This is a genomic window from Streptomyces sp. NPDC007346 (genome assembly GCF_040703535.1).
Lineage (GTDB): Bacteria > Actinomycetota > Actinomycetes > Streptomycetales > Streptomycetaceae > Streptomyces.
The window spans coordinates 14,559-29,758 of the sequence record NZ_JBEYKR010000045.1; the positions used below are offsets into that span (position 1 = coordinate 14,559).

Annotated in this window: 12 protein-coding genes and 1 pseudogene; 7 read left to right on the forward strand and 6 right to left on the reverse strand. The window is 71.0% G+C overall.

What is annotated here, in order from left to right:
- Positions 1-44: 44 nt before the first annotated feature.
- A complete protein-coding gene (locus AB0917_RS14460) occupies positions 45-1,121 on the reverse strand; it encodes a DUF3533 domain-containing protein (protein WP_366819849.1) in 1,077 nt (358 codons plus the stop codon).
- Between the two features lie 182 nt (positions 1,122-1,303).
- On the opposite strand from AB0917_RS14460, the gene AB0917_RS14465 reads away from it, so the two are divergent.
- Both AB0917_RS14465 and AB0917_RS14470 read left to right on the forward strand, forming a co-directional pair.
- The gene (locus AB0917_RS14465; protein WP_366819850.1) at positions 1,304-4,867 is read left to right on the forward strand and encodes a DNA polymerase III subunit alpha; all 3,564 of its coding nucleotides are present in this window, start codon (positions 1,304-1,306) and stop codon (positions 4,865-4,867) included.
- A gap of 5 nt (positions 4,868-4,872) precedes the next feature.
- Positions 4,873-5,892, forward strand: a complete 1,020-nt coding sequence (locus tag AB0917_RS14470) for a hypothetical protein (RefSeq protein ID WP_366819851.1) — start codon at positions 4,873-4,875, stop codon at positions 5,890-5,892.
- Here the strand turns inward: AB0917_RS14470 and AB0917_RS14475 are convergent.
- Positions 5,853-6,136 (reverse strand): annotated as a pseudogene (locus AB0917_RS14475) (hypothetical protein); the annotation flags it as partial. The gene AB0917_RS14470 and the pseudogene AB0917_RS14475 sit on opposite strands and share 40 nt — an antisense overlap.
- Before the next feature lie 279 nt (positions 6,137-6,415).
- Here AB0917_RS14475 and AB0917_RS14480 point away from each other — a divergent pair.
- Positions 6,416-6,847: a hypothetical protein gene (locus AB0917_RS14480; RefSeq protein ID WP_366819880.1), complete on the forward strand. Its 432-nt coding sequence runs from the start codon at positions 6,416-6,418 to the stop codon at positions 6,845-6,847.
- Positions 6,848-6,915: 68 nt separating this feature from the next.
- On the opposite strand, the gene AB0917_RS14485 is transcribed toward AB0917_RS14480, so the two are convergent.
- A complete protein-coding gene (locus AB0917_RS14485) occupies positions 6,916-7,146 on the reverse strand; it encodes a hypothetical protein (protein ID WP_366819852.1) in 231 nt (76 codons plus the stop codon).
- A 696-nt stretch (positions 7,147-7,842) separates the two neighbouring features.
- Here AB0917_RS14485 and AB0917_RS14490 point away from each other — a divergent pair.
- Together AB0917_RS14490 and AB0917_RS14495 are read left to right on the forward strand one after the other, a co-directional pair.
- Positions 7,843-8,853 (forward strand): hypothetical protein, encoded by a 1,011-nt coding sequence (locus tag AB0917_RS14490; protein ID WP_366819853.1) that lies wholly within the window; start codon positions 7,843-7,845, stop codon positions 8,851-8,853.
- A 308-nt stretch (positions 8,854-9,161) separates the two neighbouring features.
- Positions 9,162-10,055, forward strand: a complete 894-nt coding sequence (locus AB0917_RS14495) for an alpha/beta fold hydrolase (RefSeq protein WP_366819854.1) — start codon at positions 9,162-9,164, stop codon at positions 10,053-10,055.
- Positions 10,056-10,230: 175 nt separating this feature from the next.
- Here AB0917_RS14495 and AB0917_RS14500 read toward each other — a convergent pair whose 3' ends face one another.
- Entirely contained in the window at positions 10,231-11,307 is a 1,077-nt protein-coding gene (locus tag AB0917_RS14500) for a lytic polysaccharide monooxygenase (protein WP_366819855.1), read from the reverse strand.
- Between the two features lie 317 nt (positions 11,308-11,624).
- Between AB0917_RS14500 and AB0917_RS14505 the strand changes: the two genes are divergently transcribed.
- On the forward strand, positions 11,625-12,140 hold the full coding sequence (locus AB0917_RS14505; RefSeq protein ID WP_366819856.1) for a hypothetical protein: 516 nt from the start codon (positions 11,625-11,627) through the stop codon (positions 12,138-12,140).
- Positions 12,141-12,191: 51 nt separating this feature from the next.
- On the forward strand, positions 12,192-13,685 hold the full coding sequence (locus AB0917_RS14510) for a trifunctional class I SAM-dependent methyltransferase/NUDIX hydrolase/VOC family protein (protein WP_366819858.1): 1,494 nt from the start codon (positions 12,192-12,194) through the stop codon (positions 13,683-13,685).
- An 88-nt stretch (positions 13,686-13,773) separates the two neighbouring features.
- Here the strand turns inward: AB0917_RS14510 and AB0917_RS14515 are convergent, their stop codons facing one another.
- Positions 13,774-14,286, reverse strand: a complete 513-nt coding sequence (locus AB0917_RS14515) for a DUF402 domain-containing protein (protein ID WP_366819860.1) — start codon at positions 14,284-14,286, stop codon at positions 13,774-13,776.
- A complete protein-coding gene (locus AB0917_RS14520) occupies positions 14,267-15,187 on the reverse strand; it encodes a GNAT family N-acetyltransferase (protein WP_366819861.1) in 921 nt (306 codons plus the stop codon). Before AB0917_RS14520 ends, AB0917_RS14515 begins: the two co-directional genes overlap by 20 nt.
- Positions 15,188-15,200: the final 13 nt, after the last annotated feature.

Genomic DNA, 15,200 nt, shown 5'->3' on the forward strand with positions numbered 1-15,200 from the left:
CATCACGGAGGAAAGGGACGAAGGGGGGAGGGGGCGGCCCGCCTTCAGACCGCTGTCGACCCACCGGCTGACGACGCCGTCCCGGTGCTCCCGGTGCTCCCGGCGCCCCACGCGCTCCCGTCGTCCCGTCCCGCCCGCTGCCGCATCGACAGCAGCAGGGTCAGGGCCGTACCGACGACCGCCCAGGCGGAGAGCACCAGCAGCGGGCCGGTGACCGCGTTGCCCCGGAAGTAGGCGATCGAGCGGGCCGCCCAGGTGCCCGCGCCCGGCGGGAGGGCCGGTCCGATCGCCCGCCAGAAGTCCGGGAGCATGGGGAGCGGGAAGGCGCCGCCCGCGCTCGGGTTGCCCGCGATGACGATGATCAGGACGGCCAGGCCGATGCCGACGATGCCGGTGAGGGCCTCCAGGGCGAGCGTGATCATGCCGACCGAGAAGACGACCAGGGCGCCGAGGCCCGCCAGGCCCCAGACGCTGCCCGGCAGGGCGCCGAGGACCGGGCCGATGATGATCGCGCCGCCGATGCCGCCCCCGATCGCGTACAGCGCCATCACCAGGGTCCGGATCAGCGCGCGCTGCCGGTTGGCGGGCTTGGTGCCGGCGCTGATCGCCAGGATCGAGGCGCAGAGGTAGCCGCCCACGCACCAGCCGACCACCAGGTAGAAGGATGAGAGCCCGTCGAAGTCGTCGGCGGAGGCCGGTGCCACGTCCACGGTCCGTACAGTCCGCTGCTGGGCGCCCTCGACCTGGGTGATGAGCCGCTCCAGGGAGCTGGACAGGACGGTCCCGCCGCCGGAGGCGACCAGCAGGGTGTCGGTGCGGCCCTGCGGCGAGACGATCAGGGCGCCGTCGATGTCGCGGTTCATGATCTGCTCGCGCGCCTCGGCCTCGCTGCCCACCGCGCGGGGGTCCAGCGGCCCGCCGGGCAGGGCGTCGAGCTGGGTGAGGAGCTGCCGGGACATCTGCTGCGGGGCCACCACCCCGAAGGCCACATCCGTCGGCTTCGGTTTGTGCAGCGCGCCGACGTAGGACGCGATGAACAGCAGTTGCAGTCCGAGTACGCCGATGACGAGCAGGGCGGCCCGTGGCGTGACGGCGTTCTTCACCTCGTCGACGAAAGTCATGCCCCCACCGTCCGGGCGGGGCGGTGTCCGCGCAGGCGGGGCGGGGCCGAACGGCGTAGGGGCGAGCGCGGCCGGCGGGGTGCCCCGCCCCCTGGATATCGCACGAGTGTTCGAAGCTGGTCTATGGTGGGGAGCAGGGGGTGGTGAGTGACAGAACGGTCGGAACGGTTCAGGAGGTGCGGGTGTCCGGTTTCACGCATCTCCATACCGTCTCGGGATTCTCCCTGCGGTACGGGGCCTCGCACCCCGAGCGGCTCGCCGAGCGGGCCGCCGAGCGGGGGATGGGCGCCCTCGCGCTGACCGACCGCGACACCCTCGCCGGGGCGGTCCGGTTCGCCAAGGCATGCCTGGAGGAGGGGGTCGAGGTCCGGCCGCTCTTCGGGGTGGACCTCGCGGTGGCCTCGTACGCGGAGGGGGCGGGCCGGGCTGCCGTACGCCCGCGCACCCCCGCGCGAGGCGGCGCCTTCGTCGATGAATCCGCACCCCGGGTCACCTTCCTCGCCCGGGACGGCGCGCGCGGCTGGGCCGAGCTGTGCCGGCTCGTCACCGCCGCCCACGCCCGGAGCGCCGGCTCGCCGGGCGGGCCCCGGCCGCTGGACGGGTCCGGGCGGCCCGACGCCCCCGGGCCGCCCCTGGTCGGCCGGGGAGCGCTGCCCGCCGACGGGCTGACCGTGCTGCTCGGGCCCGCCTCCGAGGTGGGCCGGGCGCTCGCCGCGGGCCGCCCCGACCGGGCCGCCGCGCTGCTCGCGCCCTGGCGGGAGATGTACGGCGACGACCTGCGCCTCGAAGCCGTCGACCACGGCCGCGCGGGCACCGGGCCCGGATCGCTGCGGCTGGCCGCCCGTACCCTCGGCTTCGCCGCCGAACAGGGCGTACGGGCCGTGTTGACCAACGCCGTCCGGTACGCCGACCCGGGGCAGGGCCCCATCGCCGACGTACTCGACTCCGCCCGCAGGCTCGTCCCCGTCGACCCGCGCCGCTCGCCCCTGGACAGCGGTGAGCGCTGGCTCAAGGGCGAGGGCGCGATGCGGGAGGCCGCCGAACGGATCGCCTCCGCCGCGGGCCTGGGGCAGGACGCCGCGGCCCGGCTGCTGGCGGAGACCCGGCGCACCGCCGACGCCTGCCGGGTCGACCCCGCCGCCGACCTGGGCCTGGGCGGCATCCACTTCCCGGAGCCGCACCTGGTCGGCGCCGGCCGCCGCACCGCGCACCGGGTGCTCACCTCCAGGGCCGCCGCCGGGATGGTGCTGCGCGGCTACGACCGCGACCGCGTGTACTGGGACCGGATGCACGAGGAGCTGGACATCATCGCCCATCGCGGCTTCGCCTCGTACTTCCTGACGGTCGCTCAGGTGGTCGACGACGTACGGGAGATGGGTATCCGGGTCGCCGCGCGCGGCTCCGGGGCGGGCTCCCTGGTCAACCACCTCCTCGGCATCGCCCACGCCGACCCCGTCGAGCACGGGCTGCTCATGGAGCGCTTCCTGTCCAAGCGCCGCTTCGTCCTGCCCGACATCGACATCGACGTCGAATCGGCCCGCCGGCTCGACGTCTACCGCCGGATCATCGAACGCTTCGGACCCGAACGCGTCGCCACCGTCGCCATGCCCGAGACCTACCGGGTGCGCCACGCCATCCGGGACGTCGGCGCCGCGCTCTCCATGGACCCGGCCGAGACCGACCGGCTCGCCAAGGCCTTCCCGCACATCCGGGCCCGCGACGCCCGCGCCGCGATGGAGGAGCTGCCCGAGCTGAAGGAGATCGCGCGGAACCAGGACAGGTACGGACGGCTCTGGGAGCTGGTGGAGGGGCTGGACGCGCTGCCGCGCGGGGTCGCCATGCACCCGTGCGGGGTGCTGCTCTCGGACGCCGGGCTGATGGACCGTACTCCGGTGATGCCCACCAGCGGTGAGGGCTTCCCGATGTCCCAGTTCGACAAGGAGGACGTGGAGGACCTCGGGCTGCTCAAACTCGATGTGCTGGGCGTACGGATGCAGTCGGCGATGGCGCACGCCGTCGCCGAGGTGAAACGCGCCTCGGGCACGGAGGTGGACCTGGACGCCGTCCCCCCGGGCGACCCGGAGACGTACCGGCTGATCCGCACCGCCGAGACGCTGGGCTGCTTCCAGATCGAGTCGCCCGGCCAGCGGGACCTGGTCGGCAGGCTCCAGCCCGCCACCTTCCACGACCTGGTCGTCGACATCTCGCTCTTCCGGCCGGGGCCGGTCGCCGCCGACATGGTGCGGCCGTTCATCGAGGCCCGGCACGGCCGCGCGCCGGTCCGCTACCCCCACCCCGACCTGGAAGAACCCCTGCGCGGCACCTACGGTGTGGTCGTCTTCCACGAGCAGATCATCGAGATCGTCGCCATCATGACCGGCTGCGGCCGGGGCGAGGCCGACCGGGTGCGGCGCGGGCTCTCCCACCCCGAGTCGCAGGGCCGGATCAGGGTCTGGTTCGCGCGGCACGCGGCGGCCCGGGGGTACGACGTGGAGGTGATCGCCCGCACCTGGAAGATCATCGAGGCGTTCGGCAGCTACGGATTCTGCAAGGCGCACGCCGTCGCGTTCGCCGTACCGACGTACCAGTCGGCCTGGCTCAAGGCGCACCACCCGGCCGCCTTCTACGCCGGTCTGCTCACCCACGACCCCGGGATGTACCCGAAGCGGCTGCTGCTCGCGGACGCCCGGCGGCGCGGGGTGCCGGTGCTGCCGCTGGATGTGAACCGGTCGGCGGTCGCCCATCGAATCGAACTGGTGTCTGATGAAGTGGCGGGAGTGGAAGGGGAGGAGGCCTGGGGGCTGAGGCTCGCGCTCTCGGACGTCCACGGCATCAGCGAGGCCGAGGCCGCCCGGATCGAGGAAGGGCAGCCCTACTCCTCGCTGCTGGACTTCTGGCAGCGGGCCCGCCCGGGGCGTCCGGTCGCCGAACGGCTCGCGCAGGTGGGCGCGTTGGACACCTTCGGCGCCAACCGCCGCGACCTGCTGCTGCACCTGTCCGAGCTCCATCGCGCCCGCCGGGGCTCCGGTTCCGGCTCCCTGGGGGCCCAGCTCCCGCTGGGCGACGGACACCGCACGGGCTCCATCGGGCTGCCCGACCTCAACGAGGCGGAGCGGCTGAGCGCCGAGCTGGGGGTGCTGAGCATGGACGTCTCCCGCCACCTGATGGGGGACCACCAGGCCTTCCTGGAGGAGCTGGGCGTGGTCTTCGCCAAGCGGCTGCGCGAGGCCCGGCACGGGGAGACCGTGCTGGTCGCCGGGGCCAAGGTGGCCACCCAGACACCGCCGATCCTTCACCGCACCAAGTCGAGCCCGTACGGAGAGACGACCCCTCGCGAGGCGCAGCGGATCATCTTCGTCACTCTCGACGACTCAACTGGCTTGATGGATCTGGCCTTTTTCAGTGATAGTCACGCTGCCTGCGCGCATACGGTTTTTCACAGTGGCCTGTTGCTGGTCCGTGGGCAAGTCCAACGTCGTGGGCCGCGTTCGCTCAGCCTGGCCGGCTCTGCCGCATGGGATCTGACGGAGCTGGCGGAACTGCGTCGTGCAGGGGGTCTCGATGCGGTGGCGGACCGGTTGGCGGAGCACCAAGAGCATCGCCGCCCCCAGACGCAAATAGGCGGCCGAACGGTTCAAGTAGCCAATGGCGTCGAAATGGATGCATGGGCGGATCTCAAGCCAGCAGGAAGCGGCCCCATGGGAGGCCGTAAGTTGTGGCACTCCAGCCCCGGAAGCGCTGGGTGAGCGGGATGGCCATCATCTATCTCCGGGCATCAGGGTCGCTGGGGGAACCGTGGGAGACGCTGCTTCAGGTCCTGGGGAACATCACCCCGGTCATCGAAGCGGTGCCTCCCGATGCCGTATTGGCCGATGTGAGCGGGAGTGTCAAGTACTTCAACCGTGACGCTGTTGAGATTGCAAAACTGGTGCGTGTACGCACACTGGCGCTGCATGGCATCGACTGTTCGGTCGGAGTGGCTTCCAATCCCCTGCTTGCCAGGATGGCTGGGAGTCTCGGGCCGCCTGGCGCCGTTCGCCATATCCCGGATACTCCGCAGGCTGTGACTGAATTTTTGAGCCCGAAGCCAGTGACTGCTCTTTATGGAGTGGGGCCGAAGACGGCCCGCACGCTGTGTAAGTACGGCTTGGACAGCATCGGGAAGGTGGCGGGAACTTCTGAGGTCACTCTACAGAGAATCTTGGGTGCGAAGTTGGGACGTCTTGTTCACGAACGGGCCCGCGGTATCGACAGGATGCGCGTGGCACCGTACGCTCCATCCAAGTCGGCCAGTGCTGAATGGAGATTCGGCAGGCACGAGATCGATGGGTCGGTACGCAGTGGGGCGCTACTCGAGCTCGCCGTTGATATCGGGAGGCGTTTGCGAACGGGTGCCCAAGTGGCCCGCGCGCTTACACTTACGGTTCGCTACGCGGATAGGTCTACAACTACCCGGACACGTGCGCTTTCGGAGCCCACGGCTCACACTCCGATCCTGGCGGGCACCGCACAAGCCCTGCATGATGCTTTGGGGCTTCAGCGGGCACGAGTAATAGCTGTCTCCTTGAGGGCCGAAGACCTGATGACAGATCGGCTCTCCAGCCAGCAGCTCACCTTCGATCGGCGAACTGAAAGCAGTCGTCGGCTTGAACCCGTCCTCGATCGTATTGCCGCAAGATGGCCAGGATCGGTGGGGCCGGCCACCCTCGCCCGATCGCGGCAGTTGGAGGCTCAGAGTGTCAGCACGGGCCGGGCAGAGAGGTCTCCGTAAAGGTCTTCGGCGTCCGGACCGTACGCGAACTCAGCCATGGAAGGGTTCCTTTCGGCAGTGGCCAGGGGCAGCCATTCCAGTAGGACTCCGTAGCCGCCGCACACAGATTCGCCACCGTACCCACCGTGAATTGCAGTGACGCCAGTTCCGTGCGGTAGGTGTCGTAGGCGATATGCGGGCCAAAAGAGTTCGGCTGGTTCTGTGGGCCGACACTGCCCCCGTAAGAGATGCGGCCGAGAGGGCAGTCACTGCCCCCAGCGGAACAGGGTCCGAAGCTCCGGGGGGCTTGCGTCGATCGGACCAGTGTCCGTACGGGTCTTTTACCTCGGTCCTCAAATTCACGATCCCTGGATATGACCAGGTTCTCCCCACAGAAGGTGAGGAAGGGGAAGTTCGCTTTGACAGCGCCGCTTACAACCAGCGCGCCCAACTGGGTTCCGTATTCCCCGATGCCACGCCCGCCCTTCGCTACGATCGGAGCGACACGAGCGATCCCGCTGCCCCTGTCGAGCCGTACTACGGAGTGGCCGCAGTCGCCGACCACGTCGGGGACGCCCTGGAGAACCCGGGCAGCACCTTCCCGACGAAGTCCGGAAAGAATCTGCCCGGCGGAGAAGCGCTGCACCCCATGCACCGTCTCGTACCGGGGGCCGGAGCGCTGGAGTCGATTCGCTACGACGCCAACCGCAGCACAGTGACATCCACCTGCAACAGCCCCGCCATGCCGGGTCGCCCTGGCCCGGATGACGAACTCGACTGCGACGAGTTTCCCATGGCCTCCACCTACGAGGGCGCAGCACGCAAAGATTACGAAGGGGCTCAGTACACCGACGAATTTTCCGTCCGGTACATCGACCGAGTTGAGAACCAGGAAGCAGGACGCCGCCTTGGAGCCTGGTACGACAACGACCGGATCCTGAACAACGACGCTTTCATACTAGTCATCGGCGACTGATCCGAAAGCAACTTCGGAAGCAGACGGCTGCGGGGCCGACTCATCGAGCCGGCCCCGCAGCTATTTCCTCAGACTTTGGTGCCCGTAGCTACCCGCCAGATCTGGACGAGGCAGTATTGATCTTTGCCGTCCAGTCTCTCTTCCTGCCCGGCCGGAACCTGCAAGGTGATCGACGGTCCCACGGGAGAGGTAAAAGGCCCTCTCGTGCCGTTGAAAATCCACTGCCACCGCATCTTGTACAGGCCGGGCGAGGGCAGGACGAGAGGAACTGGTCGTGCCCCGCCATCGATGGTTTCCATGGCAAGATCACCTCCGGGAAGAGTCACCTCTACCTCTTCCCGGCCAAACCAGTTGGCGCTATTTTCCGGAGGGGGAGTGGACCAGCTCTCCAGTCTTACGACTGCGTTTATGACCTGAGATGGAACCTGTAGATAGACCATGCCAGGGGCGGAAAGTAGCCACTTTGAACGATCGGCATCCGGTGAATATGTATCGACAGTCGTATCAATCAGCCCGAACAGGCGGTAACTGGGAGAGACCACCGTTTCGCATGCGTCCAGAAGCCTACTCAAAGGGCACCTCTCTCGCTTCGAAGTCGAGCTGCAATAATCATTGCGACCCATGTATTAAAGCACTCTCGTCTTCTTGTCGGCCTCGCGGATCTCAGCGGAAACAGGTGTGCGCCTGCTGCCGTATCTTCCCCTATGCCCGCTGTCCTGGTGAAGTTGGGTTTGCTGGATCCGGTCGGGTTGCCGACTTGCGCCCCCCACCTCGACGCGGTGCCCGATCTGCGTTCGCTGCGGGGCAGGTGGTGCTCGCTGACGGCGATTTCGCTGATGTGCGCCGACGGGGCGTCTCCGGTGGGAAGCGTCCTCCGGGCGTCGTATACGGATGGAGACCGGTTACGAGATGAACCCCTGGGCCGACCTTCGGCCACCCGGCGAAGGAACGCCCACCGGAAGGAAGTTGTGGCACCAGTCACCGGGGAGCGCGGGATGAGCGACGGCAGGGGAGAGAGCCCCGGCATCCTGTACCTGCGGTTCCGCAGGACCGCCGGCGGGCCCCCCGACAGCGGCGGCTACACCGGACTGCTCGCCCTGCTCGGCGCGTTCACCCCGGTCGTCGAGGCCGTGCCGCCCGACGGGGCGCTCACCGATGTGGGCGGCGCGCTGCGCTACTTCGGGCGGGACGCGCAGGGACTGGCCTCGGTGATCCGGGTCCGGGCGCTCGCCCTGCACGGCGTGGACTGCGCGATCGGGGCGGGGGACAACCCCATGGTGGCCCGGATGGCGGCCCGGCGGGCGGCGCCCGGGACCACCTTCGTGGTGGACCGGGGCGGGGAGGCGGCGTTCCTCGCCCCGCTCCCGGCCGCCGCCCTGGACGGCGTGGGGGCCGCGACGGCCCGCACCCTGTGCGGATACGGGCTCGACTCCGTCGGCCGGATCGCCGCCGCACCCCTGGCCACCCTCCAGCGCGTCATCGGCGTACGCACCGGGCGTGAGGTGTGGGAACGGGCGCGGGGCATCGACCGTACGCGGGTCGTCCCCAACGCGGCCGCCCGCTCGATCGCCGCCGAACGCTCCTTCCCGCGCGACGAACTGGCCCCCGCACAGCACCGCCGCGCCCTCCTCTCGCTCACCGAGGAGCTGGGGGCGCGGCTGCGGGGCGAGGGGCAGGTGTGCCGGTCGCTCGCGGTCTCGGTGCGGTACGCGGACCGGACCGGCTACGCGACGCTGACCCGGAGCCGGACGCTGGGGGAGCCCACCACGCACTCGGCCGCGCTCACCGCGCTCGTCTACCGGATCCACGAGTCCTTCGGGCTCCAGCGGGCCCGGGTGCGGGGGATCGCGCTGCGCGCGGAGGGGCTGGCCGACGCCGGCCGGGCCTCCCGCCAGCTGACCTTCGACCCGGCGGACGAACGGTCGCGCCGGATCGAGGAGGTGGCGGACCGGCTGCGGGAGAGGTTCGGGCCCGGTGCGGTGAAGCCGGCGGGGCTTGCGGCCTGAGTGGTGTGCGGGCCCGGCGTGGTGGAGTGGGTCGGCTCGTGGCCTGAACGGAGCGCGGGCCCGGTGTGGTGAGGCCGGCGGGGCTTGCGGCCTGAATCGGTGTGCGGTCGACGCCCTGGGGGCCCGACGGATCAAGGCCGGACGCCTCGGTAACCGGCCTGCCGTGAGGCCGCATCAGTTTTTACCGACGCGTAACTTCCCTCACAACCTTACTCGTGCGTAATTTGGCATGAGCACACAAAGCTTGTGGTCCGGGCCACAGGGCGCACCGCCATCGCACCTCCCTTGAGCCGCAAGGAGACCACACGATGCTGCCCTGGTTCCGTGCTGCGCGCACCCCACGCACGCGCAGCGTATTCGCCGCCCTGCTCCTCGCCGTCACGGTCCTCGTCGCCCCCACGGCGACCGCGACCGCGGCCACCCCCACCGCCGCCGCGGCGACCTCCCGTGGCTGGAACGACTACTCCTGCAAGCCCTCCGCCGCCCATCCCCGCCCCGTCGTCCTGGTCCACGGAACCTTCGGGAACTCGATCGACAACTGGCTGGTCCTCGCCCCCTACCTGGTCAACCGGGGCTACTGCGTCTTCTCCCTCGACTACGGCCAGCTCCCCGGCGTGCCGTTCTTCCACGGCCTCGGCCCCATCGACAAGTCCGCCGAACAGCTCGACGTGTTCGTGGACAAGGTGCTCGCCGCCACCGGAGCGCCGAAGGCCGACATCGTCGGCCACTCCCAGGGCGGCATGATGCCGAACTACTACCTGAAGTTCCTGGGCGGCGCACCCAAGGTCAACGCCCTGATCGGCCTCGCGCCGGACAACCACGGCACCACGCTGCTCGGCCTCACCAAGCTGCTGCCGTACTTCCCCGGCGTCGAGAAGTTCATCAGCGACAAGACCCCTGGACTCGCCGACCAGGTCGCGGGGTCCCCCTTCATCACCAAGCTCACCGCGGGTGGTGACACGGTCCCCGGTGTCCGCTACACCGTCATCGCGACCAAGTACGACCAGGTGGTGACCCCGTACCGCACGCAGTACCTGGACGGACCGGACGTACGCAACGTCCTGCTCCAGGACCTGTGCCCGCTGGACCTGTCCGAGCACGTGGCGATCGGGACCATCGACCGCATCGCCTTCCACGAGGTGGCCAACGCCCTCGACCCGGCGCGCGCCACCCCGACCACCTGCTCCTCCGTGATCGGCTGACGCGCCACGTACGACGCACGACGCGCCACGTACGACGCACGACGCGCTACGTACGACGCACGACCTGCGATCCGCGCCGCACGACGGGCCGAGGCCGCTGTCCGGTGGGGCGGACAGTGGCCTCGGCCCGTGTCATGGCCGCGCCCCGCCCCGGGAAGCCGGGGCGGGAGGCGGGTCAGCGGCTGTGCCGGCCGGTGGAGGTGGCCCGGCGGCGCTGCGAGGAGAACAGCACGGCCGCGCCGACGGCGAGCACGGCGGCCCCGCCCATCGCGAGGTAGGTGCTGGTGGACGAACCACCGGTCTCGGCCAGCACGTCGTCCTGGCCGGCCCCGTTGGCCTGCGGCGCGTTGCCCTGGGGAGCGCCGGCCTCGGGCTCGGCGGCCGGGGAGGCGGGGGAGGCGGTGTTGACCTTCGCGCCCGTGTTCGCGTCGTCGTCGCCGTGCCCGTTGTGCTCGACGGAGGACTTCTCGGCGCCCTTGGTGATCGCCTCCTCGGAGGGGGCGGAGGGGGCCGGCGCGGGGGCTTCGGCACCGGCGCCGGCATCGGCCTCGGGAGCCTCGCCAGCGGGCTTGTCGCCCTCCGCTTCCTCGCCCGCCGCGCCGCCCGTACCCGCCGACGCGCCGCCGAAGACCACGTCGGAGCAGGCGTAGAACGCCTCGGGGGAGTCGGAGCGCTGCCACACCGTGTAGATCAGCTGCCGTCCCGCCCGGTCCGGGATGGTCCCGTCGAAGACGTACGAACCGTCCACCAGCGTCGGGTCGGTGGCCTCGGCGAAGGGCTTGGCCTCCAGGTCCGACCAGGCCAGCGGCTTCGTCGGGTCGTAGCTCGGCTTGGTCAGGTACAGCTCGAAGGAGCCCTTGTGCGGGGCCGTGGCACGGAACTTGAAGGTGTGCTTGCCCGCCTTCACGGGGGAGGCGGGCCAGTCGGCGCGCGGCAGGTCGAGCCCCCGGAACTTGTCGTTGGCCGCGCTGCACAGCTTGCCGTCCGGGATCAACTCGCGGTGCTTGCCCGCCGCGTTGGCGATGTTCACCCCGTTCCAGTCGTACAGCGCCTGCGTACCGCCCGCCGCGACCGCCGCCTTGCACGCCGCCGACACCGGGCTCTCCGGCCCCTCCGCGAAGCAGGCGGACACCCGGCTCACCGGGTCGCTGAGCGAACCGTGGGCGAGCGCCGGAGTGGCGGTGAGTCCGGCCAGCGCGAACGGTGCGAAGCCGAGGGCGACGACCCCGGCGGCCTTGCGGCGAGCGGTCATGGAGGGTTCTCCTTCAAAGCGGCACAACGGTGGGGCGCCGGTTGCGAATCCGTCCCGGCGATCAGCAAGCTAGCCGCTCGAAACGCCGAAAAAGCCTGCTGGGACGGGGTGGAGGGCATCCTTATGGTCGCTTTAAGGAAGGGCTAAGAGGGCGCTGAGGTGGGGGCCGGCCGACGCTTCCGGGACCGAACGCACCGCTCACACGGCACTCAAGGCCGATTCCCCCCGCCCGCGTTCCTGGCTCGCCGCCACTCCGGTGCGTGATACTCGGCAGCAGGCGAAGAGCGCTGAGCGCGTTACGGGGGCGGGGGCCGGGGATGACGAACCGTTGGGGTGAGCAGGAGACGGCGGCGCAGGGCGAGAGGCTGCCGCTGGAGTACACCGTGCTGCCCGGTCAGCGCAGGTTGTGGCGGTGGATCGCCGGAGGGTGGGCGGTGACCTACGCTCTGACCGCCCTGTACATGGGGGCGGGCGGCGATGCCGCCCTGCCGATGTGGGTGGCGGCGCTCGTCTGTCTGCCGGTGCTGGTGGGGGCGGTGCACTCGTGGCGCAAGTCCGCCGGGGGGACCCGTATCGACGACGACGGGGTCACCACCGGGGTCTGGCCCAACCGGCGGCTGTGCCGGTGGGAGGAGGTACGGGCCGTTACCACCGTGCAGACGGGGATGGGGCCCAGCGCCCGCACCTTCATCCAGCTCATACGCCAGGACAGCCGTGCCGTGACGCTCCAGGCCCCCGTCGACCTCGCAGAGAATCCGGACCACCGCTTCCGGCGCGCCCACGCGCTCGTGCGGTCCACCTGGGAGGAGCGGTGCGCCGGCGGCACACCGTGATGCGGCCGGGGGGATCCGGGGCTGTCAGTGGTGGCTGAGACCATCGACAGCATGACCACGATCGACTGGGACGCAGCGGCCGACTCCTTCGACAACGAGCCCGACCACGGGCTTCTGGACCCCGCTGTGCGCGACGCGTGGGCCGGGCGGCTGGAGAGCTGGCTGCCCGCCACCCGCAGCGATGTGCTGGACCTGGGGTGCGGCACGGGCAGCCTCTCGCTGCTCGCCGCCGGCCAGGGCCACCTGGTCACCGCCGTCGACCGGTCGCCCAGGATGGCCGAGCAGGCCCGCGCCAAGCTCGCCGGGACCGGGGCGGAGGTCCTGGTCGGGGACGCGGCCCGGCCCCCGGTGGGGGAGCGGGTGTTCGACGTGATCGTGGCCCGGCACGTCGTCTGGCTGCTGCCCGACCCGGCGGCGGCCCTGGCGCACTGGTTCGGTCTGCTGAAGCCGGGCGGGCGGCTGGTGCTGATCGAAGGGGTGTGGGGCGGGGTCGGCCTCTCCGCCGCCCGGATCACCACCCTGCTCGCCCCGCACACCGAGCGCGTCCACCACGAGGACCTGGCCGGTGACGCGCGGCTGTGGGGCAAGGAGGTCGACGACGAGCGGTACGCCCTGGTGGCCCGCGCGGAGCCGCCCCACCGGCACACCGAGGTCGTCGACGTCCACCTGATCCTGCGCCGGGGCCCGGACGTCCTGCTCGCCCGCCGTGCCGACACGGGGTACGCGGACGGGCTGTTGAACCTGCCCTCCGGCCACGCGGAGGACGGTGAGGACGTCCGCGAGGCGATGATCCGGGAGGCCGCGGAGGAGATCGGAGTCGTCCTGAATCCGGAGGAGGTGCGGGTCGCCCTCGTGATGCAGCACCGGGGGCCCGGGGGCGGGGCGCGGATGGGGTGGTTCTTCGTCGCGGAGTACGACGAGGAGCGCCCGCCGCGCAACGCGGAGCCGGAGAAGTGCTCCGAGCTGGGCTGGTTCCCGCTGGACGCCCTGCCGGACGACATGGTCGCGTACTGCCGTGCGGGCCTGGACGGTTACCGGTCGGGCGAGCACTTCATGATCCACTGGCACGAGGACGGCGACCCGATCGCCCACCGGCCGGAGGGCCCGCGCCGGGCCGTGGCGCTGCCGCCCGCCACGGAGCGGACCGGCCGGGTGCACCACATCGAGCTGTGGGTGCCCGATCTGGCGGGTGCGGAGCGGAGCTGGGGCTGGCTGCTGACCCGGCTCGGCCATCTCCCGTACCAGCGCTGGGCGGACGGCCGCAGCTGGCGGCGCGGCGAGAGCTACGTGGTCGTCGAGCAGTCGCCCGACCTCTCCGCCGACCACCACGACCGCCACCGCCCCGGCCTCAACCACCTGGCGTTCCATGTCGCGGACCGGGCCACGCTGGACTCCCTGACGGCCGAGGCCCCTTCGTACGGCTGGCGCCTGCTCCACCCCGACCGTCACCCGTACGCCGGCGGCGAGGGGCACTGCGCCGCCTATCTGGAGGACGGGGCGGGGTACGAGGTGGAGCTGGTCGCGAGGTCCGAGCCGCGTCCCTGAGGCGGTCTTCGCGGCCCGTCCCTGAGGAGGCCTCCGCGTCCGTCCTCCGTCCTGAGGCCGCCTTCGCGGGGTGAGGCGGACCGGCTGGTCAGCCCAGCAGGCCCGTCAGCCCCTCCGTCCGGGCCAGCCGTTCCAGCTCGTCCAGGGCGCGGGCCGCCGATCCGGCCGCCTCGGGGTCGCGTGCGGCCAGGCCGCTCGCCTCGAACTCGTCCTCGTCGAGCCGCAGTACGGAGGAGCCGTCCGCCGACACCCACAGGTCCAGGTCCAGGTCCTCGACCGCCAGCACCCCGTCGGCCAGGACCGCGGGCCGGGTGATGTCGCAGTACCAGCCCTTCAGCTCGCCGTCACCGGTACGGACCTCCTTCACCGCGAACCACCGGTCCCGCCAGTAGTGCTCGGTGAAGACATCGCCGGGCTCGAACCGGACGAAGCCGAAGTCCCGCGCCCCGGGCGCGGCCCACGGTGCCTGGACGGTGACCCGGGTGCCGTCGTCACGGACCAGCTCCGCCGGATACCTGATCTTGGTGCGGCCCGCTTTGGTCAGGGCGACGACCAGGCCCTCGGAGCGGGGCGGCCGGGACTCAGCCGAGGGTGCGGACATGGCGGACCTCCGTTGCGCAGATGGTGTAGCCGAACCACTTGTTGATGGCCAGCATCGGGCCGTTGCCCGTGTCGTTGGCGGTGTAGGCGTCCGTGTAACCGGCCGCCCGCGCCCGGTGCAGCGAGTCGTTCTTCGCCAGCTTCGCCAGACCCCGTCCCCGGAAGGCTCGCAGGGTGCCGGTCATGTTGCTGGAGTACGTCCGGTTCCCGTCGGTGCCGGCCGCGCTGAACGCCGCCACCTGACCGCCCACCAGGACCACGGTGGTCAGAGCGGCGTCGAAGGCCGGGTGGCGCCAGGTGTTCGCCAGCCAGTCCTCGTAGTCGTCCAGCTCGGTGGGGATGTCGCTCGGCTCGTCCAGCGTCACCTCGGCGTCCGCGTCGAAGAGCGGCCGGGGATCGTCGGCGAAGTCGGCCCCCGACCTCAGCTCGACGCCCGCCGGAGGGTTCCGGAGCGGCGGGAGGGTGCCGCCCGCCAGCTCCAGGTGCTGGAAGTGGGCGGAGCGGCCGGGCCGGTAGCCCCGGGCGCGGGCGAACTCCAGGCTCTGCGGAGCATCCAGCACCCAGGCGTGGACGACGGCGGCCCCCGCCTGCGCCAGATGCTCCTCCGCCGTGCTCAGCAGCAGCGAGCCCGCCCCGTGGCCGGTGTGGCCGGGCAGGACGTGCGGGGTGACGGAACCCTGCCCGGCCTCCGTGCTGTCGTGGGCGATGCCGGCCTGCGCGGTGCCGATGATCTCGCCGTCCCGCTCGGCCACCAGCAGCCGGTGGTGCCGGTCCGGATGGGCATGGGCCAGATCGTGGGTGACCTGCTCGGGCGTGGACACCAAGTAGGGCACCACCGCCCGCCGGACGCGGGTCCACGCCTCGGCGTCGGACGGCCGGAAGTCACGCACAATCACTGTCATGCGGCGGAGGTTA

Excerpts from the sequence above, each read along its gene's own strand:
- AB0917_RS14500 (WP_366819855.1), bottom strand. The coding sequence starts at position 11,307 with ATGACCGCTCGCCGCAAGGCCGCCGGGGTCGTCGCCCTCGGCTTCGCA.
- AB0917_RS14515 (WP_366819860.1), bottom strand. The coding sequence starts at position 14,286 with ATGTCCGCACCCTCGGCTGAGTCCCGGCCGCCCCGCTCCGAGGGCCTG.
- AB0917_RS14460 (WP_366819849.1), bottom strand. The coding sequence starts at position 1,121 with ATGACTTTCGTCGACGAGGTGAAGAACGCCGTCACGCCACGGGCCGCC.
- AB0917_RS14485 (WP_366819852.1), bottom strand. The coding sequence starts at position 7,146 with ATGGAAACCATCGATGGCGGGGCACGACCAGTTCCTCTCGTCCTGCCC.
- AB0917_RS14495 (WP_366819854.1), top strand. The coding sequence starts at position 9,162 with ATGCTGCCCTGGTTCCGTGCTGCGCGCACCCCACGCACGCGCAGCGTA.
- AB0917_RS14490 (WP_366819853.1), top strand. The coding sequence starts at position 7,843 with ATGAGCGACGGCAGGGGAGAGAGCCCCGGCATCCTGTACCTGCGGTTC.
- AB0917_RS14520 (WP_366819861.1), bottom strand. The coding sequence starts at position 15,187 with ATGACAGTGATTGTGCGTGACTTCCGGCCGTCCGACGCCGAGGCGTGG.
- AB0917_RS14470 (WP_366819851.1), top strand. The coding sequence starts at position 4,873 with ATGGCCATCATCTATCTCCGGGCATCAGGGTCGCTGGGGGAACCGTGG.
- AB0917_RS14505 (WP_366819856.1), top strand. The coding sequence starts at position 11,625 with ATGACGAACCGTTGGGGTGAGCAGGAGACGGCGGCGCAGGGCGAGAGG.
- AB0917_RS14510 (WP_366819858.1), top strand. The coding sequence starts at position 12,192 with ATGACCACGATCGACTGGGACGCAGCGGCCGACTCCTTCGACAACGAG.